At 38.9% G+C, this 26,688-nt stretch carries 27 protein-coding genes; 8 read left to right on the top strand and 19 right to left on the bottom strand.

All coding sequences use genetic code 11. From position 1 onward, the window contains the following. The first annotated feature begins 608 nt into the window (after positions 1-608). On the top strand, positions 609-1,088 hold the full coding sequence (locus tag H5160_RS19660) for an RNA-binding protein (protein WP_182738470.1): 480 nt from the start codon (positions 609-611) through the stop codon (positions 1,086-1,088). Here the strand turns inward: H5160_RS19660 and murI are convergent. Together murI and H5160_RS19650 are read right to left on the bottom strand one after the other, a co-directional pair. Beyond that, the gene (gene murI, locus H5160_RS19655) at positions 1,051-1,851 is read right to left on the bottom strand and encodes a glutamate racemase (RefSeq protein WP_182712936.1); all 801 of its coding nucleotides are present in this window, start codon (positions 1,849-1,851) and stop codon (positions 1,051-1,053) included. The two genes, H5160_RS19660 and murI, sit on opposite strands and share 38 nt — an antisense overlap. A gap of 65 nt (positions 1,852-1,916) precedes the next feature. Next, on the bottom strand, positions 1,917-3,056 hold the full coding sequence (locus H5160_RS19650; protein ID WP_182738469.1) for a DUF5610 domain-containing protein: 1,140 nt from the start codon (positions 3,054-3,056) through the stop codon (positions 1,917-1,919). 162 nt (positions 3,057-3,218) lie between these two features. Between H5160_RS19650 and trmA the strand changes: the two genes are divergently transcribed. Then, on the top strand, positions 3,219-4,316 hold the full coding sequence (gene trmA / locus H5160_RS19645) for a tRNA (uridine(54)-C5)-methyltransferase TrmA (RefSeq protein ID WP_182738467.1): 1,098 nt from the start codon (positions 3,219-3,221) through the stop codon (positions 4,314-4,316). A 66-nt stretch (positions 4,317-4,382) separates the two neighbouring features. Here trmA and H5160_RS19640 read toward each other — a convergent pair whose 3' ends face one another. From H5160_RS19640 to ccoG, 4 genes are all read right to left on the bottom strand, one after another. Then, a complete protein-coding gene (locus H5160_RS19640; RefSeq protein ID WP_154904186.1) occupies positions 4,383-5,021 on the bottom strand; it encodes a thiol:disulfide interchange protein DsbA/DsbL in 639 nt (212 codons plus the stop codon). Positions 5,022-5,037: 16 nt separating this feature from the next. Beyond that, a complete protein-coding gene (locus H5160_RS19635) occupies positions 5,038-5,661 on the bottom strand; it encodes a thiol:disulfide interchange protein DsbA/DsbL (RefSeq protein ID WP_002962054.1) in 624 nt (207 codons plus the stop codon). Positions 5,662-5,695: 34 nt separating this feature from the next. Next, positions 5,696-6,670, bottom strand: coding sequence for a serine/threonine protein kinase (locus tag H5160_RS19630; protein WP_024596396.1), 975 nt, complete (start codon positions 6,668-6,670; stop codon positions 5,696-5,698). An 85-nt stretch (positions 6,671-6,755) separates the two neighbouring features. Beyond that, complete coding sequence (gene ccoG / locus H5160_RS19625; protein WP_002962052.1) at positions 6,756-8,186, bottom strand: cytochrome c oxidase accessory protein CcoG; 1,431 nt, start codon at positions 8,184-8,186, stop codon at positions 6,756-6,758. Between the two features lie 288 nt (positions 8,187-8,474). On the opposite strand from ccoG, the gene H5160_RS19620 reads away from it, so the two are divergent. Further along, the gene (locus H5160_RS19620; RefSeq protein WP_002962051.1) at positions 8,475-8,834 is read left to right on the top strand and encodes a hypothetical protein; all 360 of its coding nucleotides are present in this window, start codon (positions 8,475-8,477) and stop codon (positions 8,832-8,834) included. Beyond that, positions 8,834-9,040: a hypothetical protein gene (locus tag H5160_RS19615; protein ID WP_002962050.1), complete on the top strand. Its 207-nt coding sequence runs from the start codon at positions 8,834-8,836 to the stop codon at positions 9,038-9,040. Before H5160_RS19620 ends, H5160_RS19615 begins: the two co-directional genes overlap by 1 nt. A 27-nt stretch (positions 9,041-9,067) precedes the next feature. Here H5160_RS19615 and H5160_RS19610 read toward each other — a convergent pair whose 3' ends face one another. The 13 genes from H5160_RS19610 to gspC all read right to left on the bottom strand — a co-directional run bounded on the left by H5160_RS19610 (position 9,068) and on the right by gspC (position 21,075). After that, entirely contained in the window at positions 9,068-9,655 is a 588-nt protein-coding gene (locus tag H5160_RS19610; RefSeq protein ID WP_024596395.1) for a UPF0149 family protein, read from the bottom strand. Positions 9,656-9,677: 22 nt separating this feature from the next. Next, positions 9,678-10,436 (bottom strand): type II secretion system protein N, encoded by a 759-nt coding sequence (locus tag H5160_RS19605; RefSeq protein ID WP_182738465.1) that lies wholly within the window; start codon positions 10,434-10,436, stop codon positions 9,678-9,680. A gap of 3 nt (positions 10,437-10,439) precedes the next feature. After that, entirely contained in the window at positions 10,440-10,913 is a 474-nt protein-coding gene (gspM, locus tag H5160_RS19600; RefSeq protein ID WP_024596393.1) for a type II secretion system protein GspM, read from the bottom strand. Then, the gene (gene gspL, locus H5160_RS19595) at positions 10,910-12,118 is read right to left on the bottom strand and encodes a type II secretion system protein GspL (protein WP_154904188.1); all 1,209 of its coding nucleotides are present in this window, start codon (positions 12,116-12,118) and stop codon (positions 10,910-10,912) included. Before gspL ends, gspM begins: the two co-directional genes overlap by 4 nt. Continuing rightward, complete coding sequence (gene gspK / locus H5160_RS19590) at positions 12,115-13,104, bottom strand: type II secretion system minor pseudopilin GspK (protein WP_024596391.1); 990 nt, start codon at positions 13,102-13,104, stop codon at positions 12,115-12,117. The genes gspL and gspK overlap by 4 nt, the downstream gene beginning before the upstream one ends. Continuing rightward, a complete protein-coding gene (gene gspJ / locus H5160_RS19585) occupies positions 13,097-13,735 on the bottom strand; it encodes a type II secretion system minor pseudopilin GspJ (RefSeq protein WP_182738463.1) in 639 nt (212 codons plus the stop codon). The genes gspK and gspJ overlap by 8 nt, the downstream gene beginning before the upstream one ends. Beyond that, positions 13,736-14,110: a type II secretion system minor pseudopilin GspI gene (gspI, locus tag H5160_RS19580; protein ID WP_002962039.1), complete on the bottom strand. Its 375-nt coding sequence runs from the start codon at positions 14,108-14,110 to the stop codon at positions 13,736-13,738. Beyond that, positions 14,110-14,697, bottom strand: coding sequence for a Tfp pilus assembly protein FimT/FimU (locus tag H5160_RS19575; RefSeq protein ID WP_182738462.1), 588 nt, complete (start codon positions 14,695-14,697; stop codon positions 14,110-14,112). Before H5160_RS19575 ends, gspI begins: the two co-directional genes overlap by 1 nt. A 49-nt stretch (positions 14,698-14,746) precedes the next feature. Next, positions 14,747-15,169 (bottom strand): type II secretion system major pseudopilin GspG, encoded by a 423-nt coding sequence (gene gspG / locus H5160_RS19570; RefSeq protein ID WP_002962036.1) that lies wholly within the window; start codon positions 15,167-15,169, stop codon positions 14,747-14,749. Positions 15,170-15,250: 81 nt separating this feature from the next. Beyond that, positions 15,251-16,486 carry a type II secretion system inner membrane protein GspF gene (gene gspF / locus H5160_RS19565; RefSeq protein WP_170072979.1) on the bottom strand — a complete coding sequence of 412 codons (1,236 nt, stop codon included), beginning with the start codon at positions 16,484-16,486 and terminating at the stop codon, positions 15,251-15,253. 2 nt (positions 16,487-16,488) lie between these two features. Continuing rightward, complete coding sequence (gene gspE / locus H5160_RS19560) at positions 16,489-18,054, bottom strand: type II secretion system ATPase GspE (RefSeq protein WP_024605967.1); 1,566 nt, start codon at positions 18,052-18,054, stop codon at positions 16,489-16,491. Further along, positions 18,047-20,110 carry a type II secretion system secretin GspD gene (gene gspD, locus H5160_RS19555; RefSeq protein WP_024598236.1) on the bottom strand — a complete coding sequence of 688 codons (2,064 nt, stop codon included), beginning with the start codon at positions 20,108-20,110 and terminating at the stop codon, positions 18,047-18,049. Before gspD ends, gspE begins: the two co-directional genes overlap by 8 nt. 23 nt (positions 20,111-20,133) lie before the next feature. Beyond that, positions 20,134-21,075, bottom strand: coding sequence for a type II secretion system protein GspC (gene gspC / locus H5160_RS19550; protein ID WP_024598237.1), 942 nt, complete (start codon positions 21,073-21,075; stop codon positions 20,134-20,136). 210 nt (positions 21,076-21,285) lie between these two features. Here gspC and hslR point away from each other — a divergent pair, with 210 nt between their 5' ends. The 4 genes from hslR to H5160_RS19530 all read left to right on the top strand — a co-directional run bounded on the left by hslR (position 21,286) and on the right by H5160_RS19530 (position 25,680). After that, positions 21,286-21,708: a ribosome-associated heat shock protein Hsp15 gene (gene hslR, locus H5160_RS19545; protein WP_002962027.1), complete on the top strand. Its 423-nt coding sequence runs from the start codon at positions 21,286-21,288 to the stop codon at positions 21,706-21,708. Between the two features lie 12 nt (positions 21,709-21,720). Then, positions 21,721-22,566: an Hsp33 family molecular chaperone HslO gene (gene hslO, locus H5160_RS19540; protein WP_154904193.1), complete on the top strand. Its 846-nt coding sequence runs from the start codon at positions 21,721-21,723 to the stop codon at positions 22,564-22,566. Positions 22,567-22,837: 271 nt separating this feature from the next. Continuing rightward, entirely contained in the window at positions 22,838-24,376 is a 1,539-nt protein-coding gene (locus tag H5160_RS19535; RefSeq protein ID WP_182738460.1) for a phosphoenolpyruvate carboxykinase, read from the top strand. A gap of 182 nt (positions 24,377-24,558) precedes the next feature. Further along, positions 24,559-25,680: a PepSY domain-containing protein gene (locus H5160_RS19530; RefSeq protein WP_182712930.1), complete on the top strand. Its 1,122-nt coding sequence runs from the start codon at positions 24,559-24,561 to the stop codon at positions 25,678-25,680. The last annotated feature ends 1,008 nt before the right edge of the window (positions 25,681-26,688 follow it).

The raw sequence follows: 26,688 nt of genomic DNA, 5'->3' as shown, positions 1-26,688 counted from the left end.
GCTCAATGAATTCTGAATTTTTTAATATCTTTCGATATTGAATTGACTGTGCCGAAGCAACTTATAAATAAGTTACTTCTGTTGGTCACTCAGTTTTCAATTGAGACTCTAATTTGTTTGCCTCGCTACCTAAGTAGCTTAGCTGTTAGAACTCAACCTGTACGAGTGCCCACACAGATGATTGCTTTATATTGTTAAAGAACGTTTTGAGTCGCTTTAGCGTCTCAAGGGATGCGAATAATACACCCTTTATTTTCCGAGTCAATACTTTGTTTTAAATTTTCTTTTGGAAGATTTAAAACCGAAGTTTTATTTAACTCTCTGAGTAGTTCGTGCCTTGCTATGCTTCGGCGTTTCCTGTCTCAGTGGGGTCGCATTATAGGGAGATCCAAAAACAGATCAACCCTTTTTTTAGATCTTTTTACTGTTCGAACAAAAATAGAACAAAACCACGTAAAACCACATGAAAACCCGTCTAAGATGGTGCTTTTTTATGCTCTTATTTATTATTTAATACAAATATCATTGCTATGTTTGATTTAGGCGTTAAGATAGCAAGTTCACAATGTTAAATTAATGTTTATTTCCTGTTTATTGGTAGATCTAAAATGAAATTACCCGATCAAAAATCTTTTATCTTCTCTGTTATTCTTGCTGTAGTTGGTTTTGTTGTTGTTGAGTTTGCTTTAGGCGGCTTAGCTTTAAACCCTGCATTACTATTTGGTGCTGGTTTATTAATAGGTGCGATTGCTATTGCTGCAATATCATCTGATGTGACTGAAGAAGCTGAAGTTAAAACAAAAACGCTTTATGTTGGTAACCTTCCTTATCGTGCAAACGAAGGTGTGGTTCGTGCATTATTTGAAGAACAAGGCAAAGTATTCAATGTTCGTTTATTAAAGGATAAGAATACTGGCAAACGTCGTGGCTTTGGTTTTGTTGAAATGGCGCAAGCTGAAGCAGACAATGCAATTGCTAACTTGAACGATAGCGAGTTCCAACAACGTACTTTAAAGGTACGTGAAGCAAAACAAAAACAAGAAGATGATTCTAATGCTCTACGTACTGAGACGGATCAGTCAGTGTAACTAGCTTTACCGCTAGCTTATTGCTAAACACATCAGCCGTTGCATAATATTGCAGCGGCTTTTTTATGTCTGTTTGTTTATCCATACATAAGTTAAGTTGGTTAAGTAGGAAGTTGACTCTATTTGCTATCGCTACACCTGAATCAAGTAATTTTACATTCCCTTCAAAGTACTGACTAATCGGCCCTGCTAATATCGGAAAGTGCGTACACCCTAGTACAAGTACATCTATAGTTTTATCTATATGTAGTTCATCGAGTACTTGATACAACTTATTTGTATCTAAAAAGCCTGTAAAAAAGCATTCCTCAGCTAACGTTACTAATTCAACACTGCTATAAAGGTTAACGATTACATTACGTGCATGTTCAGCAATTAATGTTTTTGTGTATGAACTGGCGACCGTTGCCGGCGTGGCTAACAAGCCAATATGATTTGAGCGTGTTAATTCTGCCGCAGGCTTTATTGCTGGCACAACACCTACAATAGGAATATCCGTAATTTGGCGAACAGCGCTGAGTGCAGATGTAGAAGCTGTATTACACGCTATTACAATTAAATCGACGTTAAGCGTGTTGGCTTTGATGAAATGAATAAGTGAACATAATCGGTTAATTATAGTTTGTTGGGATTGAGCACCATAAGGTAGTAATGCATTATCCATAAAATAGCTGTACTGAGCATTGGGGATACTTTGCTTGATATGTTCAAGTACAGTAGTTCCACCAATACCTGAATCAAAGACCATTATATGCGCTGACAAACTACCGTTCCTACTTTACTTTAAGATCGGCAGTTTGCCATGAGGTTTTTATAAAAGAAAGTAGTTTAACTTTGCGTGGCTTCTAAATCAGTAAGCCTGTCGGCTGCTGAATTTAACTGATTAAGGTTTTCGAACATAGACTTTGTATAATCTACTAACTTATCTATTTGTTCCTGATCTTGATTTAACCATTGGAGAATACCAGCTAGCTGATTTTGTAATCCAAGCTCACCCGCTTTTTCAAAAGCATTTTTAAGGTCGTCATTAAAAGGGGCTAACCCCTCTGCTACTTGTTTTTCTGGTGCTGGTTTATATTCTTCATAGCTTTTAACTGTTGCTATTGTTTTTGTTTGGCGTAAATCCATAGAAAAAGCCACCAGCTGATCGCTGTCTAAACTCAGCTCTTGCGCTTGTTCAAATGCTTCATCTAAATCACCACCAAAAAAGGTTTTACTTAAATCTTGTAAGTCTTCCATCATCGCATTAATAGCTTCTTGCTCTTGCTCGTTTAAGTCACCATTTACCGACATCGAAAATGATACCTGTCGAGATTGCGATGATGAGCTTACAAACGACTCACTATTACTATTTTGCTGATAGCCACTTGCCGATTGAGATTCAAATGCATCAGCAAAGCTAATACTTACCTCATCGCCTTCTGCTGTAGTAAATTTATACTCTGCATTACTCGTCATACTGACGTATTGGGCCTGGCTTATATTTACGCTGGCAGGTTGTGGGTTAAATAACGACTCTTCAAACTTATCCAGCCCATTGTAAATTCCCTCTTTGGACTTATTAATGCCCTCTTCCATGTCATCATTAAATACGCCTGTACCTTTGAGTTCATCAACAGCGTCATCAATCCCTATTTGGACTCCTTTGCGCGCATCGCCTAGCATATCTTTGAGCTTTTCGTCATCAGCGCCGTTAGCTTTTGCTTTATTTACAGCACTACTTACAAAATCGAGTACGTTTTTTACTATTTCATCAAAATCAAATAGTGGTTTATCTGCTTTTTTTTCTGCGATAGGTAATCCAAGCTGCTCAGCCATTTTATCGCCAAGCACCTTTGCGGCCAACTCTCGGCCTCGTTGTTGATAGCTATCTTGAGGAGACGTAATTGTAGGTTGCTGTATATCAGCTTTATTATTGAATTTATTGATGTTGTTGTTTGGCGTAAAGCCATAATTACCTATTTTCATGATTCGTCTCCTAAGCGTGCGTAGTTTATTATCGGCTATAACAACAAAAACTAAAGTACAATGTTCAATAAAACAGTATAAATGCTAGCCAAAACTAGACAAATACGCAGCGCTCCCTACAATAGCGCCGATAAACAGATCTTAGATAAGGTAGTAGCGTTAATGGCAGTTATTAAAATAGATACCACACAGTACCAAGCGCAGTTAAGTGAAAAAGAGCAGCGAATTAGTACGCAGTTTCAACGTTTTGGTGTGGAGCAATTAGAAGTATTTAGCTCAGAGCCAACTAACTACCGCCAACGTGCTGAATTTAGAGTATGGCACGACGGTGATGATCTGTTTCACATTATGTTTGATCAACAAACAAAAGAAAAAATCCGTGTTGATACATTTGACCCAGCAGCGCCTCTAGTAGGTGAAATAATGCAGGTGATGATTGAAAATCTTAAGCCTTGTGAAATATTACGCCGTAAGTTATTTCAAATCGATTACCTATCAACGCTAAGCGGTGAAATTTTAGTAAGCTTGCTTTATCACAAACCACTGGATGATGAATGGTTAAGTGAAATTAAAGCACTGAAAGAAAAGCTTAGCAGTAAATACAAAATTGACTTTATAGGTCGTGCTCGCAAACAAAAAGAAGTACTAGGTGATGACTTTGTAACTGAACGTTTAACAGTTAATGGGCAAGAGCTTATTTATCAACAAGTAGAAAATAGCTTTACTCAGCCTAATGCAAAAGTAAATATTAATATGCTGGAGTGGGCACAAGATTTATGTAAACCACTTAAAAATGATTTACTAGAATTGTATTGTGGTAACGGTAACTTTTCAATTGCATTAGCGGGTTCTTTTAATAAAGTATTAGCGACGGAAATATCAAAATCATCTGTTCACTCTGCTCAATACAACATTGCTAAAAACAACGTAGAGAACTTAGATATTATTCGTATGTCTAGTGAAGAGTTTACTCAAGCAATGAATGGCGAGCGTACTTTCTCTCGTTTAGATGGTATTGATTTAAAAAGCTATAACTGCCAAACCATATTAGTTGATCCACCACGCGCGGGCATGGATGAATTAACGTGTGACTTAGTGGCTAACTACGAAAGCATAATTTATATATCCTGTAATCCTGAAACTCTTGAGCGTGACCTTGATCACTTAACACGTACGCATAACGTTAAGCGCTTTGCTATATTTGATCAGTTCCCTTATACGCATCACATTGAGTCGGGCGTTTTCTTACAGCGCAAATAAATACGTTCAGTAAACGTTACCCATAAAAAAAGCTCCTTAAGGAGCTTTTTTTTGTTTTAGCTAAACTTACTTGTTAGCTAAGTAATTTATTAATTTGCTAATGTCTTCAGGTTTAGTAATACCCGACTCACGACCTAGGTTTAATTTGTACTTACCATTTACAATAAAGGTAGGTACGCCACGTAGTGCACCTTTTTCTTTAAAGTAGTCTTGATCGCGTTTCATTTTAGAGCTCAGCGTACGTACCGAGAAGCTTTTAAACAGCTTATCAAACTTATCACCATCAACGCCCTGCGCTACAAATATATCTTTTACATCTGCAAGCTCATTAAATTTAGCGCGCTTTGTATGGATATGATTAAAGATTGCAGAAATAATCTGATCTTTTTGTGGAAGCACTTCAGCTGTCGCCAGTGCTTGGCTCATCATCTGTTGGTTTTCTGGTTCACGTACACCTACAAAATCAACATGGCTCTTTTTAAATTTAACGTTTTTATCAAGCTTAGGCTTAAACTCACCAATTAGTGCTTCCATGTTATTACATGCAGGGCAGTAAAATGAGAAGAACTCTTTAACCTCTGGCTTTTTAGTTGCACGCTCAGAAACTACGTCGTAATGCACGCCTTCTTCATACGTTGCTGCAAAGCTTGTTGCTGCCATAGGAAGTAATATTGCAAGCAAACCTGCTTTAACTAATTTAATCATTATTATACTCCGAAATTTATAGTGCTAATAAAAACGCTACTAACTCATCAAGTTCTTTTTGATTTTTGATGGTGTTGAGGTTTATTTTATATTTATCGTTAACAATAAAAGTAGGTACACCTGTAAGTGCGCCTAATTTTGAATATTTATTCTGTTTGTTTTGCATTGCTTGCTCAGCTGAAATAACAGGCATGCTTGCAATCTCTTGATCAAATGTTGCGCTATCAATACCATTTACTTCAAGTAATTTTTTAACGTCTTTCATTTCAGTTAATGGTGCACGTTGAACATGGATACTTTTAAAAATTTGATCGCTAATACTTTGCGCCTGACCATGCTGCTTAGCAATTAAGTAGGCAAAGCTTAAATTACTTTGTGCTTGTGGTGACACGCCACCTAAAAAGTTAACGTGGTTTTTAATAAACTCAGCGCCTTCTGGCAAGCCTTTTTCAATTGCTTTTGCTACTGGTTCAAACTTAAAGCAATGTGGACAGTAAAATGAGAAAAACTCGGTTACTTGCGGTGACTTGCTTTTGTCTACATCTATAACAGTGTATTGATTATCAACTTCAAACTGTGCAGCAAGTGCTGCAAATGGTAAACATAAAAGTAATAAACTCAGTTTTAATTTTTTAAGCATTTGTATCTCGTTGTACTTGTCTTTAAATAAAATATTACGGCAATAACTTTAACGGTGCTTCTTGCAATGCTGCAAGTTGCTCTTTCAGTGCTAAAATTTGTTGCTCCCAGTATTTGTCATCAGCAAACCATGTAAAGTTCCGCACAAAAGCAGGATCACTCCATCGTTTAGCTACCCATCCCATATAATGAATAATACGCATTGCTCGCAGCGGTTCAATTAATTTGAGTTGAGAGTGATCAAAATCACAAAACTCTTCATACGCATTTACAAGGGTGTCTAACTGTAACAGTTGCGTCGCTCTATCGCCACTGAGCATCATCCATAAATCTTGGATTGCAGGACCTTGGCGGCTGTCATCTAAATCAACAAACATTAGCGCATCACCTGCCCATAAAATATTACCAACGTGGCAGTCACCATGTAAGCGAATACTTTGCACATCTTTATACTGTTTTTGCGCCTGCTCTATCACTAAATCTAAAATAGTATAAAAGGCAGTATTTATTCCCATGGGCACTAAGTTACTTTTTTGAAGATGAACTTTGGCTGTATGCAAATACTCCTCGCAGGTAACTGTTGGCCTGTAAGTAAAAGGTTTTGTTTTAGCTACTTGGTGCATACGGCCAATCAATCGCCCCATTACATCAAGCTGATCTAAATTATCAACCTCAAATAAACGCCCGCCTACACTTGGAAACAACACAAACAAATACCCTTCGTGTTCAAATAAGCTTTGTCCATTATATAAAATAGGGGCAACAACGGGTACTTCTGCATCCGCTAGTTCAAATGCAAAGTCATGCTCTTCTTGAATTTGCTCTTTACTCCAGCGCTCTGGGCGATAAAACTTCACTACGTAACGCAGGCCATCATCCGCTTTAAATTGGTACACTCTGTTCTCATAGCTATTGAGCGCCAATAAACCAGATTCGGCGTACACACCTACGCTTTCTATTGCATCGAGTATTAGATCAGGTGTTAAGTCAATAAAACTAAATTTACTCATACTCTTCTTATATAAAATAAAAGCGGGTTATATACCCGCTTTTGTTAATTGCTATATCAACTTACCTAATTAAGGTAAGTTGCGATTATCGCGCTTTAAAAAAGTTACTCGACTGCGATATTGTCTCATCCGGCTCATCTACCGGTGAAAGCACAAAGTTAAACTCAGTCATCGGCGCCTTCAAATCATAAGGGTCCATTACAAGTGACAATGGCACGTTATGAGATTCCCCTGCCTGCACAGTAAATGACTGCTTACCAATATACTTAAAGTTATCTAACCCTTGTACTTTAATATTAAAGGTTTGCTCGTACTGCGCTTTATTAATTACCTTTAATGTATAGGTGTTCTCTACTAAACCATCAAAATCGACACGATATAATTGGTTTCGGTCACGAATAATATCAAAGTCCATTGTTTTACGCAGTGCTATATTAGCGACAAGCGCTCCCGTAAGCACAACAAGTATGACCGTGTAACCAATAATTTTAGCTCGCAGTGGATTCGTTTTATTTTCTGGGGTTTCGAGATTTCGCTCTGTCGTATATGAAATAAGCCCACGCGGGTATTCCATTTTATCCATTACGCCATCACACGCATCAATACATGCACCACAGTTGATACACTCAGCTTGTAGCCCATTTCTAATATCAATACCTGTTGGGCATACTTGAACGCACAAGTTACAGTCTATACAGTCGCCTAACTCTAAATCTTTATGGTCTACTTTACGTGAACGAGGACCACGGCTTTCACCTCGGCTTTCGTCGTACGTTACGGTGTATGTGTCTTTATCAAACATAGCTGATTGAAAACGGGAGTAAGGACAGATGTGTAAACACATAATTTCTCGCATCCAACCGGCATTACCATAAGTACACGCAGCAAAGAAAATAATACTGACTAGTGCATAACCGCCTACATCAAACGTTACAAAGTCAGGGAGTAACTCCCTTATTGGCGTAAAATAACCCACAAAAGAAATAGCGGTATACAACGAAAACAATACCCAACTAGTATGCTTTGCCGTCTTACGCCAAAACTTATCAAAATTCATGGGTCGTTGATCGAGTTTTTTACGTTGATTAGCCGTGCCTTCAAGCTTTTCTTCGAACCAAATAAAAATAAAAGTCCAAACAGTTTGCGGACATGTATAGCCACACCACACCCGTCCATAAAAGGTGGTCACTAAAAACAACGCAAATGCTGCCAACATAAAAATAAACGCTAATATAGTAAAATCTTGAGGCCATAGCGTTAAACCAAAAATATTGTATTTTTGACCAATTAGATCAAACAGCACAGCTTGCTGGCCATTAAAATTAATCCAAGGTAGTAACATAAACGCAAGCAGGCCTAAGAAGCCAATGCGCTGTCTAAGTAATTGATGTAGGCCTTTTACAGCACGCACATAAATACGATTTCGGGGATTGAACCTATCATCTTGACGGCTTAAATCCGGTTTTTGGATTTTCACCTCTACAGGGATATTCTTTACTTTAATTTGCTTGTCCATCGAAGTTCCTCAACGCCGCTTGGAAATAAAAATCCAGCAATACTCAAGTACTCTATACTTAAAGTTAGCAAGTTACTTGCTAGGCATATTTACTTTAATAAATTGCCTTCTCGAATACTTTCAGATATTTCAGAAATATCTGACTGCTGTTAACCATTATAACAATGTTGGTTAAAATTACTGGCATAGATTGCTAATAATTTATTCATCCCAGTTACTTGCTTTTAAAATGCAGTTTATTACACTGCATGGTAATTCAACCCTACTTAGATCAAGGTTTACGTATCCATGAAAAAATTTATTATTTTGGTAGTTGTGATCCTTGCCTTTTTTACAATCGATCACCCACTTATAAAAGAACCTCGCGAAAGGTTACTAGGTGAAGGCATTGGCTTTTTAAGTGATGCAAGCAAGGTCAACAGAAGCCCCGCTGCAAATATGGCTAAAAATAGGATCAGCAGTCAGCTTAAACTATCTGAATCTGAAGGTGAGTATGTAGAAAAAACGTTTACAACAGATGACTCTGTTCAGTTATTTCATCTACGCTATTGTCGTGAGCGTGACTTAAACCTTTATTTTTATGACGACCGTTTAAATACGGTATGTAAAATAGTGACTGAAGCACTAGAGCAAAAGCGAGCAAAGTAGTGGATTTTTCAGGATTAAATAAAAAAGCAAGCGACTCATTTCATAAGCAGCGCAATATGCTCAAGCAATTAGCGCAAGGCAAAACATTAAAGTGTGAGAAGTGTAATGGGGTTTTAACACTTGATTTAGCCACCAGCGAGCCTGGTAAAGGCATAGTAAAGTGCAAACAAGGCTGTACGGATATTATATTAGAGCTAGGCACTTAGATTAAACTAAGCGCCTAGTATTAATAATTACTCTTCCCAACTCTCGTCGGTTATCAAGCCACTATTAATTGCGACCACTTCAATTAGTTCAGCAAACCCTAATGCAAAGTCACCCATAGATTCATACTGATACTGACACAAAGCTTCTATTGTCATGTTATTTTGTTTGGCAATCTGAGCTATTGCTAGTTGGTCAAGTGCAAAAAAGCTTAGTGTGCTTAACGCACTTTCTAGTGCTTGTTTAAAATCAACGTCTAATTGCGGTGCATTTAACAAAGGTTCTGCATAAGCTTTCGTTGCAACTAAGAAGCCTTTACTCCACGACTTACAAAATTCAGCATCAAATGTGTCTGGTAATTTATATCCAGTTTCGAACACCTGCTCACTAATTTTGTGATAAAGCGCCATAAACAAAAAAAGCATTTCTTCATCTAAATCATTAGCTGTGTTTGGCAATATCTGCTCAAGCCACTCATGTACATCTAATGGGTTGGGCGAACAAATTACACCAAATAAATAGCCTTGGCTTTGTACAAGGGTCATTGCTTGAGATTGGGTATTTAAAAATGAGCTGAGCTGCTTTGCGTGCAGCTCAGTAAATTGGGGTATTTGCATTAAAACTCTTTATATTAAAACATTAAAAGTTGAGCGGGTAGCGACCTTGGTTATCTGGTCGGCCTAAAAACTTAACCGCATCATGTACATCTTTAGGTAAGCTGGCATCTGGTTTTACATAACCTGCCACTCTAAAGTCGAAATTAGCTTTAAGTGTAGCATCTGCCTCAAGGCCAAGCGTATTATCTGGGTCAATTAATATAGCAACACCACCCGACTTACAGCTTAACTTACCTGCTAGAGGTCCAATATTAAACCATCCATTTAAACCTTGAACATCAATATTAGGGCTCGCTATTTCACCTTTTAGTGAGTCACAATAAGGTGCGCCTGAGCTGTATTCATCAAGTTCTAAAATCACACGCCCTTTAGCGGTAACAGGCAGAGGAAGTTGCACACGTTGCATTGCACGCTCTACAGTTGAGCGTACTAGGGCGTCAGTCACTATTACTTTTTTATTAAAAAACCCATAACTTACATCTGCGTAACCCGAAATATCACTGCGTTCTCGTGGATTACCAAATTTTATGTTCGCATTTAGTTTGCCTGTAAATAATTTCCAGCCTGCAATATCCCAGCGCACATTATTTAACTGTTCACCATCAAAACGAACTTGCATCATTTGACCTTGCCAAACAGTGCCTACAGTTTGGCCTACTTCTAATTGCTTTGGAAAGTACGGTTTTGCTATATCTAGTGCAATATGTGCTGGTAATTTAATAATACAAAACACAATAAAACTAATTAAAAAGACAGCCGAAAACGTTATTATTTTTTTCATTAATTAATTCTCTAATACTAAACGGCTTACGCGCACATAGCCTGATTTATCATCGCGACTTAAATCTAAATTTTCAATTTTTAAACCATGCTGATTTACTAGCTCATCTAGCCATTCTATTAACTGATTAAACTCTACTGAGTCAAGCGTCAAACGAAGTGAATCACTACTGGGCTGCATTTTACTAATATTGATTTTATAGCGTCCACGAGTAGAGTTTACCACTTGGCTTAAGTTTGTATTGCTAGCAACACTGGTGTTGCCTGCAGCCTTTAGCTTAACAATACTGTCATCAACCCAAGCTAATAGCTCTTGTTGTTTAATTTGAGATTGCTGTGCTTTTTCTATCGCGTTATTTAATGGCCTAAATATCCCCATTACTAAAACAAAAATAATAAACACGCCACCAGCGACCATTACCAATTGTTGTTCTTGCTCTTTAAGCGAACGCCACTGTTTCATTAACTGCTTTTTCATACTGCACCTCGCAGTTTAATTTCGCCTACGACATAATCACCGTCATTATTTAAAGACCCTTGCTCAACAGTTAAACCTTGCTTTTCAAGTATGATTTTTACTTTACCAAAAGTTTGGAAGTCTTTAGCCCGTGCACGAATTCGCAGCTCATTACGACGTTTGTCATAACGAAGTGTTTCAGGTGTAAATTCGCTGACTTGCGAAAATACATCAACCAAATTAGTCGTTAAGTCTAAAAAGCCGGATTCACTTGAGCCTTGTATTTTATCTAACGCGCCTTTAATTTGGCTTTTAATTAGATTAGGGCGAACTTTAGTTCCCGGAAATGCTTTTTGATATCTGTCGACTACTTGAGCTTTAGCTACTTCTACTTGTGTATTAAGTTGGTGTAACTCAATAGCTTTTATTGTAATTGTAGAAACCAATGCAACACTTGCTATAATTGCGGCGCCTTTCCAGTAACCCCACCACAAAGCGCTTTGTTTTTTAAGCTGATACATACCTTGGCGTAAGTTAAAATTAACGCTATCTAACTGTTTTGCAAATAATGCTAAAGGTAAGTCGTAATCGCTTGTTTGGGCTTGTAAGTTAACGCTTTCAGGAAACTGATTAGCAGGACTAAAATGTTTAATGTCGGGGTTACCCATGGCTGATAAATAGCCATTCAACCAACTAGATTCAACCGCACTAATATGCCATTGCCCTTGCTTAAACAACCATTGGTTGTTGAGCTCAATAGCAGTTACGGCGCCATCATCTGCAAGCGGTAACAACAAAGCATCGGGTAATATTCTGTATACTGATAGATTATGCTCAGCAAATAATGCAAGCCATTGTTCAAACCATTCACGGTCTGTCATTGCTACACGAATTGCATGTTGCTCACCAAGCATTGTCGGCTGCGCTACAGCTATAAACAGTTCATCTACGTCACATGCTATATCTTCTTCAAGCATGTATGGCAATGCTTGCTCAAGCTTGCGATTCCATTTTGTTGGCAAAGCGACCGTTTTTAATTGCACTTGATCACTGGGTAATAACACGACAACTTCTCGGGTAAGTGCTTTTTCGCTTAGCTCACTTAAATGCTCTGCATTTGGTAACTCGCCACTGGCTATTATTTCTTGTTCTTGTGGTGAGTAAATTAACCAGTTAAGTAATTCTTGTTCGGTTTGACCCGTGCGGATCAACAGTATTTCTGTCACTGTACGCCTCCAAATTTTCGCGCCAGTATCGTTACGTCGCCATCTTTAGCGTGCAGTAATGTGGTCATCGAAAAACGCAGGTCGACAAAGTTTGCCTGCGTTTGTAATTTAAAATATTCGCTTTTAATACTAAATAGACTTTTTATTGAGTCAGTATTAGTACCGCCTTGCTGCTTCACCTGTTCAAAAAATTCATCGATGGTGTCAAAGCCAGTTTGCGGTCTTGCGCCTAACACCGCTTCTGCGCCAGATAAGCTTAAGCTTTCTATCAAGGCACTGAGTATGAGCGCTTGCTCTGGCAATAATGTATTTACGTTAATTGATAAAAGTGTACTGCCTGGTATTACACATACATATGGCAATACTTTTTCCATCACTAATGGGTTAAAGCCCTTAACTAAACGCAGCTCCGATGTTGATGCAAATAAGCTATTGGCTGTCATATACGGAAAATCTCGCGATAAGTACTCGTCTTCTTCTGCGCCTGAGCGATACGTAATACTGTTCTCATCAAGCCAATCAAATACGCTATCTGCCATTGTCTCTTCTGATTCATCAGCAGGTAAATCTTCAATGTTTTCAAGTAATGCAAATAGTGCTTTATGTGCAGGGTTTGTTTTACTTGCGCTATTTTCTTCTGGCGCTATGGCTAAAGCATTTAAATTTAAACATGCTTGTAAATCTGTAATTTTGCCACTTAACGTGCCGTTATCAACAGGGTATGAAGCATCTCCTTGAGTTGCCCACACTTGATCGAGTGTTGTTTTATCGGCATCATCTTTTTTACTTTGTATTAGCCCTTTAATAGCAAGCTCTTCTGCACCGTAGGCGTACCATTTAGCTTGTTGGTGACCTTGCAAGTTTGTACTTTTTTGCACTTGAACCATTAAATTAGCACTCATTTCTACTGCTAAAATAGCCGCTAACGCCACAATAAATAAAACAATAACAAGTGCTGCGCCGCGCGATGATTGCTGCTTAACCATTATTCACATCCGTACTTTGTGTAGCAACAACTTTGCCTTGCCCAGGAACTAAAAATACACGACGAATTGGCTCTGCTTCTATTTGTTGCAACGTAACAGCAACCGCTTTAGGGAGGGCTTTAATTTCCCACTGTTCTTGCCATTCGTTTTTATCATCTAAAAACTCAAACTTAAGTTCTTCAACATTCTCTAGCACACGTTGAACTCGCGGCTCCAAATTATCAAGCTGATCAACATAAACCCGATAAACACGCTCAAGGTTATCGTCAATCACTCTATAACCAACAGCTTGTAGTTCTGAACGTGGCAATAAGTTAATTGGATTTATCCAGCCATCTCGTACAAACGCGATACCATCGTATTGGCTTTCTAAAACGTAACGACCAGCAAGTAAATATTGCTCTTGAACATCACCCGACTCATTGCGAACTGCGCGTTTGGTCATTTGGCTAAAATCTTGATCCATTAATCTAAATGTTGTTTGTAATCCATTTAACTCAGCAATTTTTTCATCGGAGGCATCTTTTGCTCTTGTTGTCGTCTCGAGTATTTGATGAGTAGCAATAATAACAAAAGCTAAAATACCCAGTGCAACCATAACTTCAAGTAATGTAAACCCGCGCTGCTTCACTTACTTTTTGCCTTTATTTAAATACGTTGATAACTCATATGCTGAATGCTCATATTTTTCATCCGTAAAAACATTTATGGTTAGTTTTACAAAGCTTTTGTCAGCAGTGGCTGTAACTTCTTGCTGCCAAAACCATTCAACACCGCCCATTACTTCGCTGCCTTTAAGGTTATTTTTACCTTGCCATTGTTCGCCTTTAGTACGCTGTTCAATAATAACGTTTTCGGCGACCCAAGATGCATAGGTTTGCTCTTCAATAGTCGTTAAGTGGTGTATGTGCTCGCTTGTTGCTTGCATTGCAGCTATACCCGCCATGGCACAAATACTTAATGCCACTAACACCTCTAATAAGGTAAACCCTTTAGTGCGCTTCATTATTCTGGCTCTCGGCGAAAGTTTACTGGTGCAGTAAATTCACCTTCAATGTAATACACAGGCTCGCTTTGCTCTTTTAACTCTAATATAAGTTGAAACGCGCTTACCTCACCTGATGACAAAATAAGTACTTGTGGGATTTTTAACTTTTTAAGCTCAAGTAAACTGTCTTCATCGCCGCCATTCATAAGCTCGCGCCAGTTAGATTGCTCTAAGAGGTTATCTTGCGCCCACGCTAAATCTTCTAAGTTAAGCGTGAGCTTTAATCTTTCATCTAATTCTATTGGTTTAAAAAGATCTTCACGGTCAAAAGTAATCCACTTTTCACCATCGAAAACTAAATACTCTAATGTATTTTCTTCTACTAATAAGCCCAATTCAACTTGGTTTAAAATAGCAAATTCCGATGCCATATTAATGGTGGTATGCAGCCTTAGTGCTTGAGTATCTAACTCCTCCTCAGCACCGCCTTCTAAGCTATATACCACCATTTTGGTGGCAAAAGCGATGATCACTAATACCACTAAAATTTCTATTAAACTAAAGCCTCTGCTTCTTGCATGGCGCTGCTTAAGGCTTGCTTTCATAGCAAGCCTCTAGCATTAACATGTTCATACAGAACGGTGTACTTAGGCATTATTGTTTTTCTTCGTCCCAGTTACCGATATCGTCATCAGTACCTGCTTCACCGTCTGGGCCCATAGAAAAAATATCAAACTTGCCAATTTCACCTGGGCTAATTAACTGATAAGTATTACCCCAAGGATCTTCTGGTAATTCATTAATAAAGCCACCATCAGGGAAACGTTTTGGAACCGGTTCAATACTTGTCTGGGTAACTAGCGCTTCAAGACCTTGCTCTGTGCTTGGGTAGCTCTTATTTTTAAGCTTGTATAAGCTCATTGCATCTTCTAATTGCTGGATATCTAGATGTGCTTTATCAATAGCAGCCTCTTCTTGCTGACCCATAATGTTAGGTGCAACAATTGACATAATCATCCCGATGATAACCAGTACCACCATCACTTCTAGTAAAGAAAAACCTGATTGTTTATTCACGTAATTACCTCATTATTCTAAAAACATTAAGTAAAAATGGTTTAGGTAAAACCACTAATATATTTAAAAATTTATTCTAACTTAAAGTCCAACAGCTTTATTCATCGCCATTATTGGCTGTAATATTGCCATTACTATAAATAATACAATAACCGCCATTGAGGCGATCATCGCAGGCTCTAGTAGTTTAAGCGATACATTAACCATGCTCTCAAATTCGCGATCTTGGTTATTTGCAGCACGCTCTAACATTTGCTCTAGTTCACCTGATTTTTCACCACTTGCTATCATATGCAGCATCATTGGTGGAAACAACTTAGTTTGCTGAAGTGCAGCTCTTAAGCTTGCACCCTCACTCACTCTGTCGGATGCATCTGCAACCGCTTTTTTAATTTTTTCGTTGATTAATACGCCACCCGAGATACGCATTCCTTCAAGTAATGGTACCGAGCTTGACGATAAAATACTTAAAGTACGCGCAAAACGTGCGGTGTTAATACCACGAGCCACTTTACCTATACCTGGCATATGTAGCACTCGGTCATCCCACCAAAAACGTATTTTAGGCTGCTTAAGTGCATGCTTAATACCAATGGCTATAGCTGTAATCGCTATTAAACTAATAAACCAATAATTTTGCACAAAATGGCTGCCAGCCATAACCCATTCGGTTGTCCAAGGGAGTACTTGTTTCGTTTTTTCAAACGTTTTTAATATTTTTGGTACCACCGTACCCAGTAATACCGACACAATACCAATTGCAAATACCACTAAAATAATAGGGTAAACCATAGCCTGAGTTATTTGGCTACGCATATGTTGGCGCTGCTCGGTATAGTCGGCTAAACGATTAAGTACTTGATCAAGGTGGCCCGACTTTTCGCCTGCGGCTACCATTGCACGATATAAGTCGTCAAAAACATGAGGAAACTCACTAAGACCATCGGCAAGGGTGTAACCTTCAACTACTTTTGAACGTACCGACATAAGCATACGCTTTAAACGCGGCTTTTCACATTGTTCAGCAACAGCCATAACTGCGCCTTCAACAGGGAGTGCCGATTGTATCAATGTTGCTAATTGGCGGGTTATAAGCGCTAAGTCTGAGGTTGAAATTGTTGGTTTAAAAAAGCCACCGAATAAAGGGGCTTTTTCACCTTTGACTTGTTTGTCACTTTGCGCCGCAGGGATAACTTCAAGCGGCGTTAATTTTTGGTCACGCAAAGTTTGGCGAATTTGTTTAGCTGTATCGGCCTCTAAAATGCCTTTTTTTTCTTTACCTCGGCCATCTAAGGCACGGTATTCAAACGCCGCCATAGTTAGCCTTCCTCACGGGTAACACGCAATACTTCTTCAAGTGTTGTTTTACCTGCAAGTACACGGCTACACCCATCTTGGCGAATACTTGGGCTGCGCTTACGAATGTATTTTTCTACGCTTTGCTCGCCTTTACCGTTGTGAATCATTTCGCGTATGGTTTCATCAACTACAAGTAACTCGTGAATACCGGTACGACCACGGTAACCATTAAAGTTACACTCTTCACACCCCACCGCTCGGTAGATTGTAGGTTGGCTTTCAAAAGGAGTACCTAACAACTGGCATTCATGCTCATCAGCCGTGTGACCTTCTTTACAGGTATTACATAACGTACGTACTAAACGCTGTGATAACACACCGAGTAACGACGATGAAAGTAAGAATGGTTCAACACCCATATCTTCCATACGTGTAATTGCACCCGATGCAGTATTAGTATGCAGAGTAGACATAACAAGGTGACCGGTAAGTGACGCTTGAACACCAATTTGCGCAGTTTCTAGGTCGCGTATTTCACCCACCATTACTACATCAGGATCTTGACGTAATATTGCACGTAAACCACGAGCAAATGTCATATCAACTTTTGCATTAACTTGAGTTTGGCCTATGCCTGGAATTTCGTACTCTATCGGATCTTCAACAGTAAGAATGTTACGATCGCGTGAGTTAATTTGACTCATACCAGCATATAGGGTGGTACTTTTACCAGAACCTGTTGGTCCTGTTACTAAAATAATTCCGTGAGGTTTACTAATTAAATCTGAAAACAATGCACGATTTTCTGCAGTCATACCTAAGTCTTCTAGGTTTAAACGCGCGTTATTTTTATCAAGTAAACGCAGCACCACACGCTCACCAAAGCTCGATGGCATTGTTGATACACGCACATCAACTGCACGTCCGGCAATACGTAAACTAATACGGCCATCTTGTGGGATACGTTTTTCGGCTATATCAAGCTTAGCCATTACTTTAATACGAGATACAAGTAACGACGCAAGTTTCCGATTAGGCTTAAGGACTTCTTTAAGTACGCCATCTACCCTAAAGCGAATAACAAGCTCTTGCTCGAAGGTTTCGATATGAATATCAGAAGCCCCTTCTTTAATCGCTTCGCTAAGCATGGCATTAATAAGCTTGATGATTGGCGCGTCATCGTCACCAGCAAGTAAATCTTCAGTTTGTGGGAGCTCATCAGCAAGTGAAAATAAGTCAACCTCGTTGCCAATATCTTCCATCATTTGTTGCGTTTCAGAGCTATCACGTTGGTATGACGCTTCAAGCAATAGCTCAAACTTATCATCAGCCAATTGCTCAAGTGTAAAACCATGGCCTGCGATACGACGTACTTCTAATAGTACTTCCACATCTAGCTCACCACGGTAGTAAACTATACGGTGATCTTTATTTTTGCCAAGTAACACACCTGCACGTTTTGCATACGAAAACGGCAAACGCTTTGCTGGTAACTCAACTAATACATCACTCGTTAATAGCTCATCCTGATTATGCGTTTGAGGATGAACCACATCTTGGTTTATCTCTTGAATCGCATTAGTCATCTTTACGCTCTTGTGCATTTTGTTTACGTAGAGACTCTTCATACGTAGGTGGAAGTACTAATTCGTCATTCCACTCAGGTAAAATAGGCGTATCAGTCATTGGCATTAACTCAATACCGTCTTCTTTTTGTTTAAACTGCTCACCACGAATAAAGTTATATTTATTAAAGCTTAACTTATTCATGCTTACACCATCACGAATAATGGTTGGTCGAATAAACACAATAAGATTACGCTTACGGCGTGTTGTGTTTGTTGATCTAAACAGGTGACCTAAAATAGGGATATCGCCTAATAACGGTACCTTAGAAACACTTTCTTGTACGTCTTCGTCAATTAAACCGCCAAGTACAACCATACCGCCATCATCGGCCATAACCGTTGTTTTGATTGCACGTTTATTAACTGAAATATCAACAGCAGTTGCACCACTTACACTTGATACTTCTTGCTCAATTGTAAGCTGTACTGCAGAGCCATCGTTAATCTGTGGCGTAACTATCAGTTTAATACCGACTTCTTGACGCTCAACCGTTTGAAATGGGTTAGCATTATTACTGCCCGTTTGTGAGCCTGTAATAATAGGCACTTCTTGACCAACTAAAATTGAGGCTTCTTCGTTATCCATTGTAGTAATAGACGGTGTAGCCAAAATATTTGAATTTGTATCAGTGGCAACAGCCTGAATAATTGCGCCCCAGTCATTTTTAACAACACCCAGCGCTAAACCATTAATACCACTTAGCAATGAAGCAAGCGCATCATAATCACCCTCAGTCGTTTCATCATAACTAGTAACGTTTCCTGATTCTGTACCAATAATAGTTTTAGTTACGGTTGTATCTTGTGCTTGCTCTGCAGCAACAGCTAATGAACCAACAGGAACCGTAGTACCATTGTTAAATTGCAACATACCGCCCTGCTCAGAAATCCACTGCAGGCCTAAGTTAACCCCGTCACCTTCCATTACTTCAATAATAATGGCTTCTACAAGTACTTGTGCACGGCGAATATCAAGACGTTCAATTACCGACTCAAGCGAGCGCATTGTGTCTGGCTGTGCGGTGATAATTAGTGAATTTGAATCTGGGTGAGCTTCTATACTGCTTTCGTTGTTACTTCTGCTACGAGTCTTAGTGGTACCGCCTTGTGCATCTTCAACAAGTGACTTACTTACGCCTTGCAGTACTTTTACTAAATCTTCAGCTTTAGCATAATTTAGGTAAAACACTTTGGTATTACCTTGGCTTTCTAATTCGCCATCTAAGCGCTTAATAAGCTCTATGGCACGTGTACGTGCTTGGCCTTCACCACTTACAATAACGCTATTAGTTCGGCCATCAGCGACTACTTTTGGAATTAAAAACTCAGGTACGCTGCCTTTGCCGCTGTCTTTATAAATATTGTCTACCACAGAGACAACATCATCTGCTGTTGCATATTTAAGCTTAACAATGTCTACACGCTTATCACCCGCCTGATCAACAGAGCGAATAATCTCAACTAAGCGATTAACCGATGCAGCATGCCCCGTTAACATCATTACGTTAGCCGCATTAAAGTTAGCAACATGGCCGCCATCTTTTTGATCGCTAAATTGACGAACTAAAGGGCCTAGTTCTTGTACGCTCACATTTTTGACACGTACAACACGTGTAATCATCATATCGCCGCTAGCTTCGTTACCTTCGGTAATAAGTGGCACATTTGATTTTTTGGCGTCTGAACTTTTTTCTACCTTAAGAATGCCATTGTCCATTTCAACAGCTGAGTAGCCATAAACTTCCAATACATTTAAGAAGAACTGGTAATAAAGCGCTTCGTCCATTAACTCATAACTGCGAACATTTACTTTGCCGCGCACGTTAGGGTCAATAATTACTGTTTTATTGAGATTTTTACCAACAATATTAATAAACTCGTTGATATCAGTGCCTTTAAAGTTAGCAGCATATTCAACAGCAGAAACAGACAAAGAAATACTTGCCGCCAAAAAAAGTGCCGCGTACTTAGCTAACCCTTTTTTAATTTTTTTGAGGTGTAGCACCTGAACCATTATATTAAAACTCCAAAGCTAAATTATTGCAGACTAAATTGCACATCAATTTGTTCACCATCACGTTCTATAGTGATATTGGCATCTGTACTATTACGCAGCTCGTTAATAGCTGACATAGCCTGTTTTAAATCTGTTAATTGATAGCCATTTATAGAAATAGCCAAATCGTTATTTTTTAATCCCATTTGCTTAAACAGTTCAGGTTCTTTACCTGGACTTAAGCGGTATCCAATTAGTTCACCATCATTCATAGCCTGTGAAACACGTATATAGTCAAATAACTTGCCCGGTTCTTCGAGTAACTCTTCACGTGTTTCTATAATTGCTTCTTTAACGTCTGGGTCTGCAGTGGCGTCTATTTGTAATTCACTTGGCTCTAATTTTTGCGGACCCATTTCGGCATCGTCACGCGCAGCGAGTACAGGCATAGATACTTTTTTACTAAAATCGAGCCCATCAAGCATTAATGTTTCAAAACCTCCATTAATACCTAAAATAACACGATCAGGCAGTATCTGCGCTACTTCAGCGCGCGTGCCAAGTACAACTTCTTCAACAAGGTAGCTTACTTGCTTACCTTGTGATTCAATAATTGCTATGCCTGCTTGGTCATCATTATTAACAGCTACAATACCGGTTAAATTAATACTTAGGCGTGTTTCTGGCGCATTATTTATAACCTGCGATTGTTTTGCAGTATTATTGTTGTTTGTTACAGTTTTTTTACCAAATAAAAATTGCTCAATAATATGCTGCGCTGAGTTATTACTCGCACCAGATGGCTGATTAGCATAATGAGTAGGAGTAAGTAGAGTTACTGGTGGTTTCGGCCATAAAAGCCAGACAAGCTTTGATAATAAAAATGCAAGATAAACAACAACTAACAGTGTCACTAATGCACTTAATTTAGCATGCGGTAACCGCGTTAAAAATTGTTTTAGTTGTTGGATTTGCTGTTCCATAAATAGTGTTCTTATTTTAATTTACTGCGTTAGCGCGTACCCATAGTACCCTTTCATTTTTCTTTCAACAAGCACACTAATATTAAACTTTGTAAACAGATTAAATTAACTTTACATAGTAGTACAAAAAGTAAACGGCTGTTGTAATACCTTCATCCTACGATGATTTCATGATAAATTTTAAGCTATAAAAACGTGGGGAAATGCCTTATGAGTAAAAAAAGTAACGCTAATACCAACTCAGACCATGCGGATGGGTTAAAAGTTCGATTAGATAAATGGTTGTGGGCTGCGCGATTTTATAAAACTCGTGCTATTGCACGTGAAATGGTACAAGGCGGCAAAGTGCATTATAATGGACAACGTACAAAAGCGAGTAAAATAGTAGAAGTTGGCGCAAACATAAAACTTGCACAAGGAGTAGATGAAAAGCTGATAACCATACTCTCAGTGCTTGAAAAACGCCAAAGCGCCCCCATTGCACAGACCATGTATCAAGAATCTGATGCCAGTATTGCTAAACGCGAAGAGAACAGCATCGCACGCAAAAATAACAGCTTTTTTGCCCCCCATCCGGATAAAAAACCGGATAAAAAGCAAAGACGCGAACTTTTAAAAATGAAATCAAGTTAGGTATAGCCGCTCATGCAACAAGATTTACTTCACCGTTATTTATTCAACGAACTAGATGTTCGTGGCGAACTCGTACAAATCGAGAGTGCTTATAATGAAATGATTGCCGACCATAATTACCCAGACCCTGTTAAAGCATTACTTGGTGAGTTACTCGTTGCAACCTGTTTACTTACTGCTACCTTAAAGTTTGAAGGGGAAATTGCTGTACAGCTTCAAGGTGATGGCCCAGTTAAATATGCTGTTATAAATGGTGATGACAAACAAAATATGCGTGGTATTGCACGCCTGCAAAGCGAAATTACGGGCACAACTGTAAAAGAGCTTATTGGCCAAGGCTATATGGTAATCACTATTACCCCTGAAAAAGGTGAACGCTACCAGGGTATAGTGCCCTTAGAGCACGATACTCTGAGTGAATGTATAGAAAGTTACTTTGAGCAATCAGAGCAATTAAAGACACGTCTTTGGTTTGCAACCGACACAACTGAAGGTAGCGCAAAAGCATGTGGTCTATTTTTACAAGTACTCCCAGTTGATAAACAAAAATCAATTGAAGACTTTGCGCACTTAGAAGCATTAAGTAACACCATTAAAGATGAAGAGTTGTTACATCTTGATGCAAATACAGTCCTTACACGTCTTTATCACGAAGATAATCCTCGCGTATTTGAACCTCAAGCTATTAAATTCAAATGTGGTTGTAGTCGTGATAAAACAATTACTGCACTTGTTAATATTGGACAAGAAGAACTACTCAAAGATGTAGCTGAGAAAGGGACTGTTAACATTAACTGTCATTACTGTTTAAAAGAGTATGTTTTTAACGAACAAGACATAAAAAGCATTTTCAACTAAATGTTCAGCTTCATTTATATATAGTAATTAAAGCCGCAAAATATGCGGTTTTATATTATAAAAAGATGATACCGGTGTCATGAACTTTGTTAATTTACTGACACCGGTATCATTGAAATTATTCATGTTTTTTAGCAAATATATGTGTTTTTAGAGGCTTTACGGGCTCGAATATCTCAAAACCTTCTGTTACTATAATTTCAGCTTAAGGGCACTGATAACCCCAGAGCTATCCCGTTCAAACTCTCACACATTATAGTTAGGTATAAACATGACTACAGGCGCTACACGTTTTGTCGATTTAACCGCAGCTGAACTTGTCGAGCATGCGATCCGCCGTGGCGAAGGTACTTTAGCCGCAAATGGTGCTTTTGTTGCAATTACAGGAAAACGAACTGGCCGTTCACCAAAAGATCGTTTTATTGTTCAAGAAGCAACAACTCAAGATGACATTCAATGGGGCAACGTTAACCGCCCATTTGATGCAGAAAAATTTGACGCATTATGGGCTCGCGTAGAAGCACATGTTCAAAGTAATGACCACTTCACCTCTCACCTAGAAGTTGGCGCTGACCCTGAGCATTATCTACCTGTAGTCGTAACTACAGAAACAGCGTGGCACCATATTTTTGCCAAAAACATGTTTATCGAACCACAAAACTATAACGCCTCAAACTTACCACAATGGCAAGTAATGAACGTTCCTTCGTTTGTATGCGAGCCGGAACGTGATGGCACAAATAGCGATGGCATCGTTATTATTAACTTTGCACAGCGTAAAGTATTACTAGCAGGTATGCGCTACGCCGGTGAAATGAAAAAATCGATGTTCTCTGTACAAAACTTCCTACTACCAGCAAAAGGTGTATTACCAATGCACTGTTCTGCTAACGTTGGTGAAGCAGGTGATACAGCATTATTCTTCGGTTTATCTGGTACGGGCAAAACAACTCTTTCAGCAGATCCTACTCGCTTTTTAATTGGTGATGACGAACACGGTTGGGCACCTGGAAGCGTGTTTAATATTGAAGGCGGTTGCTATGCTAAATGTATCGACCTGTCACAAAAGAACGAACCTGTAATTTGGAATGCAATTCGCTTTGGTACTATTTTAGAGAATGTAGTGCTAGATGAAAAAGGCGTTCCAGATTTTAACGACACTAGCCTTACTCAAAATAGCCGTGCAGCATATCCACTTGAACATGTTGAAAAACGTAAAGTAGAAAACCGCGCAGGCGAACCAAAAGCTGTTGTATTTTTAACTTGTGATGTAAGTGGTGTATTACCACCGGTATCTGTTCTTAGCGAAGAAGCTGCTGCTTTTCACTTTTTAAGTGGATACACAGCTAAAGTTGGCTCAACTGAGATTGGCTCTACTAGCGATATTGAATCAACGTTTTCAACCTGCTTTGGTGCGCCATTCTTCCCACGTCCTGCAGGTGTTTACGCTGAGCTTCTTATGAAGCGCGTACGCGAGTTTGGCGCTAAAGTATACCTTGTCAATACAGGTTGGACTGGCGGTCCTTACGGCACAGGTAAGCGCTTTGATATTCCGACTACTCGCGCAGTAGTTGATGCAATCGTATCTGGTAAATTAGCCGGTGTTGAAACTCAGCACATTGATGTTTTAAACCTAGATGTACCGGTAGCAGTTCCAGGTGTAGATACTAACTTACTTAATCCTATAAATACGTGGGAAGATAAAGCTAAGTACAATGAATATGCAGCAAAACTTGCCGCTGACTTCACTGAAAACTTTGCTAAGTATGACGTATCAGACGATATAAAAAATGCAGGGCCTAAAGCTTAAATAAGCTTCAAGCTTGTATTTTAACGCCAGCCAAGGGCTGGCGTTTTACTTTCTAAATATCTAATTTAATAAGTGCGACAAAATGCCGCACAACTCATATCAAAAACCATATAATATACCGCGTAATTAATCATTCCTTAATGCCCAATAAACCTGCATTACTCATTACGGCTATTTAATTAATGACACTAAAGCTTTCATGGCGAAAAACATTCAGACGGTTACATTTATACTTAGGCCTATCAGTAGGTGTTTTACTTACTATTATCACTCTTTCTGGCTCTATATTAGTTTACTATCCGCAAATAGACTTACTGCTAAATCCAGCAAATGACGCTACTACAAACATAAAAACGCCTAATTGGGATCAAGCATATAATACGCTAAGAGCCAATTTCCCTTCAAAGCAAGGGCCATGGCGATTAGAAAACACAGGTATAAACTCAGTAATTCCCGCGCGATACTACAATCCAACAGAAACAAAAGAGCAAGGCTTTGCCCCCTTAATGGTATGGCTATCTAGCAGTAGTGATAAAGTAATACGTAAAAACTATTGGGGAAAATACTTAGTAACTTGGATGTACAACTTACATTTTTCATTACTAACAGGAGCAACGGGCACTCTCGTCCTTGGCTATATAGGCATAGCCTCAATAGTTCTTCTTATCTCTGGATTCTTTGCTTGGTTTCCAAAGCCTGGGCAGTGGGTAAAGGCACTAAAATTTAAATCTCGTAGCTCTAAAATAGGTTTGCTATACGACTGGCATAAACTAATTGGTTTAACCTTCTGCATACCGCTACTAGCTTTAACTGTTACAGGTGTTATGCTCGCTATTCCAAAACAAACAGATCCTATATTAACCGCTCTAGTTAGCGATATAAACTCCCCACCAAAAACACAAATTCAACCGAGCAAACAAACCGATATTCCTTTATCACAAGCGGTATTAATAGCTGAAAAAGCATTACCGAATGCGCGTTTAGCTTGGATTGAAACACCATCAAACTTAAATGCTATTTACAGATTAAGATTTCAAACTGTAAACGATCCTTCATATCGCTTTCCACATAGCTATATAGAGGTTAATGCACTTACAGGAAAGTTAGAGAGCGTGTTTAATATAGATAAGCAAAGTACGGCTAGTAAAATAAAAAACTGGATGCACCCTCTGCATGACGGCAGCATTGGCGGTAACATTTTAAAAGTCATTTGGGTGTTAAGTGGCTTCGGATCTGCTGCATTGTTCATTATCGGCGTATATAGGTGGTTAGTTAGAACCAAGAGAATACAAAATAAACTTTAGTTGAAGGAGTACATGAATTGCTTTTCAGTAAGTCTTGTCGATAGTTTTCTAATATAAAGTATATGGCCTTCGTTAATCTTAGGATTAAAAATTAATAACGCTCAGTACATATGAAATTAAAGCAGCCCCTAACCGCCTATCATGCTATAAAACAATTAATGATGGGTAGTTTATACTGCAAGTTTAGATAGGCACTCCATGAACACTATTATTTAAAAACCACATGCCCATTAGATTTAAGTTCTATGCGTAAACCTCTGTATTAACCTCTATTTTTATTCTCTTCAGTAACCTACCTAAAGCGTATATAAAGGCTTAAAGGTCATGTTCAATACTTATCACAAGACCAGATAATTAACGCTTTTATATTAGGTCAGATGTTAAACCAATTGGTATTATTTACCCACAGTACAAATGCTACCACTCATTGTCGAGCGGAGGTTTTTTATGCTTTTGACGTCGGGAGTCGCTACGCTCGCCCGACCTGCGTGATGATGTTGATATGAGTGTGTGTTAACTGCGCGTAGTTCACTTTTCTGCAGACGTAAAAAGGCCCAACTATTTCTAGTCGGGCTCTCTACAATTTGAAGCTTGGTGGTGTCGTAGTGCCCACAGCGGTAGAAAGTCACATAGCAAATGCTACACTATCGTTGGCCGGGGCTCGCCTTCGAGCTGTTTCGTTTCACTACTGAGTTCGGCATGGGTTCTTGGCTATTTATTAAATCCCAGATAGCAAAAAACCCGTCACATTGCTGTAACGGGTTTCTTTAATTTGAAGCCTGGTAATGTCGTAGTGCCCACAGCGGTAGAAAGTCACATAGCAAATACTACACTCTCTTTGTGTCGGGAGTCGCTACGCTCGACCTACCTACGTGATGGGGGGTGCTGTGAGTGGATGATAATTGCGCACATTTTACTTTTCTGCAGACGTAAAAAAGCCCGACTATTTCTAGTCGGGCTCTCTACAATTTGAAGCCTGGTAATGTCCTACTTTCACATAGCAAATGC

It is taken from the genome of Pseudoalteromonas sp. SG43-4, assembly GCF_014164325.1.
Lineage (GTDB): Bacteria > Pseudomonadota > Gammaproteobacteria > Enterobacterales > Alteromonadaceae > Pseudoalteromonas > Pseudoalteromonas distincta.
Note: the sequence above shows the minus strand (reverse complement) of the source record. Positions and strands in the feature narration are given on the sequence as shown.

Excerpts from the sequence above, each read along its gene's own strand:
- hslO (WP_154904193.1), top strand. The coding sequence starts at position 21,721 with ATGCAACAAGATTTACTTCACCGTTATTTATTCAACGAACTAGATGTT.
- gspF (WP_170072979.1), bottom strand. The coding sequence starts at position 16,486 with ATGGCGGCGTTTGAATACCGTGCCTTAGATGGCCGAGGTAAAGAAAAA.
- H5160_RS19620 (WP_002962051.1), top strand. The coding sequence starts at position 8,475 with ATGAAAAAATTTATTATTTTGGTAGTTGTGATCCTTGCCTTTTTTACA.
- hslR (WP_002962027.1), top strand. The coding sequence starts at position 21,286 with ATGAGTAAAAAAAGTAACGCTAATACCAACTCAGACCATGCGGATGGG.
- H5160_RS19605 (WP_182738465.1), bottom strand. The coding sequence starts at position 10,436 with ATGAAAAAAATAATAACGTTTTCGGCTGTCTTTTTAATTAGTTTTATT.
- H5160_RS19575 (WP_182738462.1), bottom strand. The coding sequence starts at position 14,697 with ATGAAAGCAAGCCTTAAGCAGCGCCATGCAAGAAGCAGAGGCTTTAGT.
- gspC (WP_024598237.1), bottom strand. The coding sequence starts at position 21,075 with ATGGAACAGCAAATCCAACAACTAAAACAATTTTTAACGCGGTTACCG.
- H5160_RS19535 (WP_182738460.1), top strand. The coding sequence starts at position 22,838 with ATGACTACAGGCGCTACACGTTTTGTCGATTTAACCGCAGCTGAACTT.
- H5160_RS19660 (WP_182738470.1), top strand. The coding sequence starts at position 609 with ATGAAATTACCCGATCAAAAATCTTTTATCTTCTCTGTTATTCTTGCT.
- H5160_RS19640 (WP_154904186.1), bottom strand. The coding sequence starts at position 5,021 with ATGATTAAATTAGTTAAAGCAGGTTTGCTTGCAATATTACTTCCTATG.
- gspK (WP_024596391.1), bottom strand. The coding sequence starts at position 13,104 with ATGGTTAAGCAGCAATCATCGCGCGGCGCAGCACTTGTTATTGTTTTA.
- H5160_RS19630 (WP_024596396.1), bottom strand. The coding sequence starts at position 6,670 with ATGAGTAAATTTAGTTTTATTGACTTAACACCTGATCTAATACTCGAT.
- gspI (WP_002962039.1), bottom strand. The coding sequence starts at position 14,110 with ATGAAGCGCACTAAAGGGTTTACCTTATTAGAGGTGTTAGTGGCATTA.
- H5160_RS19530 (WP_182712930.1), top strand. The coding sequence starts at position 24,559 with ATGACACTAAAGCTTTCATGGCGAAAAACATTCAGACGGTTACATTTA.
- gspM (WP_024596393.1), bottom strand. The coding sequence starts at position 10,913 with ATGAAAAAGCAGTTAATGAAACAGTGGCGTTCGCTTAAAGAGCAAGAA.
- H5160_RS19635 (WP_002962054.1), bottom strand. The coding sequence starts at position 5,661 with ATGCTTAAAAAATTAAAACTGAGTTTATTACTTTTATGTTTACCATTT.
- H5160_RS19610 (WP_024596395.1), bottom strand. The coding sequence starts at position 9,655 with ATGCAAATACCCCAATTTACTGAGCTGCACGCAAAGCAGCTCAGCTCA.
- gspD (WP_024598236.1), bottom strand. The coding sequence starts at position 20,110 with ATGGTTCAGGTGCTACACCTCAAAAAAATTAAAAAAGGGTTAGCTAAG.
- trmA (WP_182738467.1), top strand. The coding sequence starts at position 3,219 with ATGGCAGTTATTAAAATAGATACCACACAGTACCAAGCGCAGTTAAGT.
- H5160_RS19650 (WP_182738469.1), bottom strand. The coding sequence starts at position 3,056 with ATGAAAATAGGTAATTATGGCTTTACGCCAAACAACAACATCAATAAA.
- gspE (WP_024605967.1), bottom strand. The coding sequence starts at position 18,054 with ATGACTAATGCGATTCAAGAGATAAACCAAGATGTGGTTCATCCTCAA.
- ccoG (WP_002962052.1), bottom strand. The coding sequence starts at position 8,186 with ATGGACAAGCAAATTAAAGTAAAGAATATCCCTGTAGAGGTGAAAATC.